Annotated in this window: 6 protein-coding genes; 2 read left to right on the plus strand and 4 right to left on the minus strand. The window is 72.2% G+C overall.

Annotation, left to right across the window (positions count from 1 at the left end; translation table 11 throughout):
• Positions 1 to 84 precede the first annotated feature (84 nt).
• From ACFWVC_RS38510 to ACFWVC_RS38525, 4 genes are all read right to left on the minus strand, one after another.
• A complete protein-coding gene (locus ACFWVC_RS38510) occupies positions 85 to 504 on the minus strand; it encodes an SRPBCC family protein (RefSeq protein WP_384299481.1) in 420 nt (139 codons plus the stop codon).
• Positions 505 to 562: 58 nt separating this feature from the next.
• Complete coding sequence (locus ACFWVC_RS38515) at positions 563 to 1582, minus strand: aldo/keto reductase (protein ID WP_384299488.1); 1020 nt, start codon at positions 1580 to 1582, stop codon at positions 563 to 565.
• Between the two features lie 163 nt (positions 1583 to 1745).
• Positions 1746 to 2210, minus strand: coding sequence for a MarR family winged helix-turn-helix transcriptional regulator (locus ACFWVC_RS38520; RefSeq protein WP_384299495.1), 465 nt, complete (start codon positions 2208 to 2210; stop codon positions 1746 to 1748).
• A gap of 85 nt (positions 2211 to 2295) precedes the next feature.
• A complete protein-coding gene (locus ACFWVC_RS38525) occupies positions 2296 to 2880 on the minus strand; it encodes an ester cyclase (RefSeq protein WP_384299503.1) in 585 nt (194 codons plus the stop codon).
• Positions 2881 to 3009: 129 nt separating this feature from the next.
• On the opposite strand from ACFWVC_RS38525, the gene ACFWVC_RS38530 reads away from it, so the two are divergent.
• Together ACFWVC_RS38530 and ACFWVC_RS38535 are read left to right on the plus strand one after the other, a co-directional pair.
• On the plus strand, positions 3010 to 3624 hold the full coding sequence (locus ACFWVC_RS38530; RefSeq protein ID WP_384299509.1) for a TetR/AcrR family transcriptional regulator: 615 nt from the start codon (positions 3010 to 3012) through the stop codon (positions 3622 to 3624).
• A 177-nt stretch (positions 3625 to 3801) separates the two neighbouring features.
• A complete protein-coding gene (locus ACFWVC_RS38535; protein WP_384299514.1) occupies positions 3802 to 4902 on the plus strand; it encodes an NADH:flavin oxidoreductase/NADH oxidase in 1101 nt (366 codons plus the stop codon).
• Positions 4903 to 4946: the final 44 nt, after the last annotated feature.

The raw sequence follows: 4946 nt of genomic DNA on the forward strand, positions 1-4946 counted from the left end.
GGCGGGCACACTCCGCCGGTGCCCGCCGCGCTTCGGGGTGGTCCGTGGTGGGCCGTGCGCGGCGGAGCCCGGTCCGCGGCCCGTTCAGCCCGAGAGGGTCTTGAGGAGGGCGTCCAGGCCGTCGCGGTAGATCCCGGTGAACAGGGCGATCACGTCGTCGTCCTCGACTCCCCGCGGGACGAACCGCCCGGACCACTGGACCTCGGCGGTGTCCTTCTCGCCGGGTACCGCGTGCACCCGCAGCGTGGCCAGATAGCCCGTGACGGGGAAGGGGGTCTCGTCGAAGGTGTACGCGTAGGACCCCGCCTGTTCGTCGAAGGACACCAGGCGCTCCACGACGACCTCGCCCTCGGCGGTGCGCAGCCGGCGGACCCGGCCGCCCTCCACCAGGACGCACTCGGGGATGGCGGGGAACCAGTCGGGCAGGGAGCCGAAGCCGCCGATCAGCCGCCACACGCGTTCGGGGGACGCGGGGACGACCTGGCTCACCGAAGTCGATGCCATGGTGGTTCTCCTGGTGTCGTCGGCTGGTGCACGGAACGGGGGAACGGAAAGAGCGCGCTCAGACGCCGCCGGGGAGCGGCGCGGCGGGGCTGACGAGTCCCGCCTCGCGCAGGTCGATCCAGAACGCGGCCGGGATGTCCTCCCGCGCCGCGGCGATGTCCTCGGCGATGCGGCCCGGCCGGGTCGCTCCGGGGACGACGGCGCACGCGACCGGGTGGGCGAGCGAGAACTGCAGCGCGGCCGCCTTCATCCCCACGCCGTGCCGGTCGGCGATCTCCTTGATCCGCCGGACCTTTTCCAGTACTTCGGCGGACGCGGGCCGGTACTCGAAGTGGTCGCCGCCCGCCAGCACCCCGGAGCTGTACGGTCCGCCGACGACCATGCCGAGGCCCTGCTCCTGGGCGGTCGGCAGCAACCGCTGGAGGGCGCGTTCGTGGTCCAGCAGCGTGTAACGGCCCGCGAGCAGGAAGCCGTCGGGCTGCGGCTCCGTCAACTCCAGTGCCAGCTCGATGGGTTCGACGCGGTTGGTGCCGATGCCCCAGGCCTTGATGACACCGTCGTCGCGGAGGCGGGTGAGCACCCGGAAGGCGCCGGTGCGCGCCTCGTCGAACTTCTGAAGCCACACGTCGCCGTGGAAGTCCTGCGCGATGTCGTGGACCCACACGATGTCGAGGCGGTCGGTGCCCAGCCGCTTGAGGCTGTCGTCGAGCGAGCGCTCGGTGGCCTCGGCGGTGTACTCGGTCACCATCGTCCGGCACCGTCCGTGCTCGAACAGGCCGCCGTTCTCGCCCATTTCCTGTTCACGCGCGCCCGGATCGCCCAACTCGTCGAACACGACCCGTCCGACCTTGGTCGACAGCGTGTAGCTGTCCGAGGGCTGCCGGGACAGGAGTTCGCCGAGGCGCAGTTCCGCCAGGCCCGCTCCGTAGAACGGGGCCGTGTCGTAGTAGCGGATGCCCTGGTCCCAGGCCGCGGAGAGGGTCGCGCGTGCCTCCTCGTCCGGGACGGCGCGGAACATGTTGCCCAGTGGGGCGGTGCCGAAGCCGATGCGGTCGGGGAGGATCGAGGCGAGCCTCATGACGGGTCCCTTCGGCGATGTCCGGACAGTCCAGCCTGACACGGCGGGTCAAACCATCGCAAAAGGGAATCAATGCCGCATGTGGCGGCGAACGGCGGCGCTTCTCACGGTGAGTTGAGGCCGGTCGCGCAGCGCGACCGGCCTCCGGTGTCCCCTCGCGGGCTCAGACGGCCGCCTGGAGGTGCAGTCCTTCGACCGTCCTGACCAGCGGGGCCAGGCTCGGGTTCTTCGCCGCCTCGTCCAGCGCGTCGCGCAGCGCCGCGTCATTGGTCGGCCGGGCCTCGGCGAGCAGTGCCAGGCCGGTCTCGGTGACGTCGGTGTAGATCCCGCGGCGGTCGGTGACGCACAGGTAGCGGCTGAGCAGCCCCCGGTCCTCCAGGCGGGTCACCAGGCGCGTCGTCGCGCTCTGGCTGAGTACGACGGCCTCGGCCACCTGCTTCATCTGCAGGTGGCCGCCCGGTCCGTCGTGCTGGCGGCTCAGGACCTCCAGCAGGGAGTACTCGCGCACGCTCAGCTCGTGCCCCGCCTGCAGGGCGCGCTCGATGTGCGCCTCGATCCTGCCGTGCAGGGCCGAGAGGGCGTACCAGCTCTGCGAAAGCCCGGTCAGGGCCGGATCCGTCGCGGTCATCGCCGCCTCCCGATGATCTACATCTGCAATAATTAACGTCTGCAACTATTGTGGACGTTCAACTGCTGTGACGCAAGCAGCCTGCTCAGCTCCGGTGGCTGCCGGTGCCGAGGCCGTCCAGGGCGCGGGCCGCCTCGGCCGCCGCGGCCGTGACCTCGGCGGCGGCGCGTCCGGCACGCCCGGAGATCTTCCACCCGGCGACGCGCAGCGCGACGGCCGGGGAGGGCGGGAAGACCCCGAGCTGGCCGAGCATCGTCAGATCGTCGCGCAGGGCCTCGTGCCGGACCACCTTGCCGTCCCGGATGTCGAGCAGGTGCACCTGCTCGAAGTCGACCTCCCGCCCCGTGGGTGGGACGGCCTGGTCGAGGGCCCCGTCCTTGAAGCGGACGAACGGGCCCGTGTGCCGCCCCTGCATGCGCAGCCGCACCCAGACCTGGTGGTCGTTGGCCGCCACCCCGAGGAACGGGAAGCGCAGGCCCTCGAAGGCCGACCGCAGCCACACGCCCGAGGCCAGCGTCCCGGCGGGGCCCGGGATCGCGCAGGCCGCGGGGGCGACGGCGGCCTCGCGGTTTTGGTTGTCCGCGCCGACGACCTCGGCGGCCAGGGCGGGATCGCCCGTCTCGAGTATCCGGAAGAGCCCGTGTGCCAGTTCCACGGCGTCCATCGCCATCGTGTGTGCCTTTCGCCCGCGTCGGTCGGTCCGGTGGCGCGGGGTGCTGCCCGGGTGCCGCGCATATTGAGGTTACTGAGCACCCAATGAATAGGTCAATGCGGAGATCATTTTCGCTAGGATGGCCGCGTGACCCAGAAGCGCGTATACGTCTCACCACTCCGCGAGCAGGCCGCGGCACGCACCCGCGCGCTGATCCTCGACCGGGCCGCGACGCTCTTCGCCGAGCGCGGCTATGGGCGCGTCACCGTCGCGGACATCGCCGCGGCGGCCGGCGTGGCGGCGAAGACGGTGTTCGCCAGCGTGGGGAGCAAGGGCGACATCCTCGACCGGATCGTGGACACGGCCGTGGTGGAGTCCGGGTACGGGGACGCCGTCGCGCTCGTGCTCACGCTGCGCCGGCCGGACGAGGTGCTGCGCGCCGTCGCCCACGGCACGCGGGCCGGGAACGAGAGCCAGTTCGGGGTCCACGAGGCCATCCGCAAGGCGCTCCCGGTGCACGAGAACGGCGAGGCGCTGTGGGAGCGGGCCACCACCGCGTACCGCGCGGCGCTGCGCACCGTCGCCGTGCATCTGCACGGGCTCGACGAACCGCCGCGCCACTGCGCCGTCGAGGAGACGGCCGACCTGCTGTGGTTCTGGTTCGGGCCCACCGGCTGGCGCACGCTCGTCGTGGAGAACGGCTGGCCGTGGGGGCGGGCCGAGGACATGCTGCACCGCACTGCCGTCGCCACCCTCTACTGACCGCGCTCCGCCGGTGGGCCGTGGCGGCCGCGATCACGCGCCCCACATCATGCGTTTGCATCTATAGGCGTCTGCAATTATTGTGGGAGCTCGTAAGGCGCTGTTGCACTGATATGGCGGCCTGGGCGCCCGCGCCGTTGCCCCAGGCCACCCGACGCCATCAGAGGAGACACCCGCGTGACCACCCTGTTCGAGCCGTACACCCTCCGGTCGCTGACCGTCCCCAATCGCATCTGGATGGCGGCCATGTGCCAGTACAGCGCGGCACCGGACGGCCCCGACGCCGGCGTGCCGAACGACTGGCACTTCGCCCATCTGTCGGCCCGCGCGGCCGGCGGCACGGGCCTGATCATCACCGAGGCCACCGCCGTCAGCGCCGAGGGCCGGATCAGCCCCTACGACCTCGGCATCTGGAACGACTCCCAGGTCGCCGCCTTCCGGCGCATCACGGAGTTCCTGAAGTCGCAGGGCGCCGTCCCCGGCATCCAGCTCGCCCATGCCGGCCGCAAGGCCTCGACCGAGCGCACCTGGGTGGACCGCGGCGCGCCGATCCCGCCCGGCGAGCCGCACGGCTGGACCCCGGTGGGCCCGAGCCCGCTGCCCTTCACCGAGCGCTCGACGACGCCCGTGGAGCTGACCGCCGAGCGGATCGCGGAGATCGTCCGGGAGTTCGCCGACGCGGCCCGCCGGGCGCTGGCGGCCGGCTTCCAGGTCGCCGAGATCCACGGGGCCCACGGCTACCTGATCCACCAGTTCCTCTCGCCGTACAGCAACCGGCGCACCGACGAGTACGGCGGTTCCTTCGAGGGCCGCACCCGCTTCGCCCTGGAGGTCGTCGACGCGGTCCGCGCCGTGTGGCCCGAGGAACTGCCCCTGTTCTTCCGGACCTCGGCTACCGACTGGCTCGCGGAGAACGCGGACGACGACCGCGAGGGCTGGACCGGGGAGGACACCGTCCGGTTCGCCAAGGAACTGCACGCCCGCGGCGTGGACCTGCTGGACGTCTCCACGGGCGGCAATGTGCCGGACGCCAGGATCGAGGCCGTCCCCGACTACCAGGTGCCCTACGCCGAGCGCGTGCGCTCCGCGACGGGCATGCCGGTCGCGGCCGTCGGCCTCATCACCGAGCCCGAGCAGGCGCAGGCCATCGTGGCCTCGGGCCGCGCCGACGCCGTACTGCTCGCCCGGGAGTTGCTGCGCGACCCGTACTGGGCCCGGCACGCCGCGAAGAAGCTCGGCGGCGAGGTCGTCACCCCCGCCCAGTACCACCGCGCGTAGGGCGGCGGCCGCAGAGGGCGAGGGGCGGAGCGCGGGATGCGCTC

The sequence above is a fragment of the Streptomyces sp. NPDC058691 genome (genome assembly GCF_042714775.1).
Lineage (GTDB): Bacteria > Actinomycetota > Actinomycetes > Streptomycetales > Streptomycetaceae > Actinacidiphila.

Bases quoted from the DNA above. Each gene is read 5' to 3' on its own strand.
- ACFWVC_RS38525 (WP_384299503.1), bottom strand. From the start codon at position 2,880: ATGGCGATGGACGCCGTGGAACTGGCACACGGGCTCTTCCGGATACTC.
- ACFWVC_RS38510 (WP_384299481.1), bottom strand. From the start codon at position 504: ATGGCATCGACTTCGGTGAGCCAGGTCGTCCCCGCGTCCCCCGAACGC.
- ACFWVC_RS38515 (WP_384299488.1), bottom strand. From the start codon at position 1,582: ATGAGGCTCGCCTCGATCCTCCCCGACCGCATCGGCTTCGGCACCGCC.
- ACFWVC_RS38520 (WP_384299495.1), bottom strand. From the start codon at position 2,210: ATGACCGCGACGGATCCGGCCCTGACCGGGCTTTCGCAGAGCTGGTAC.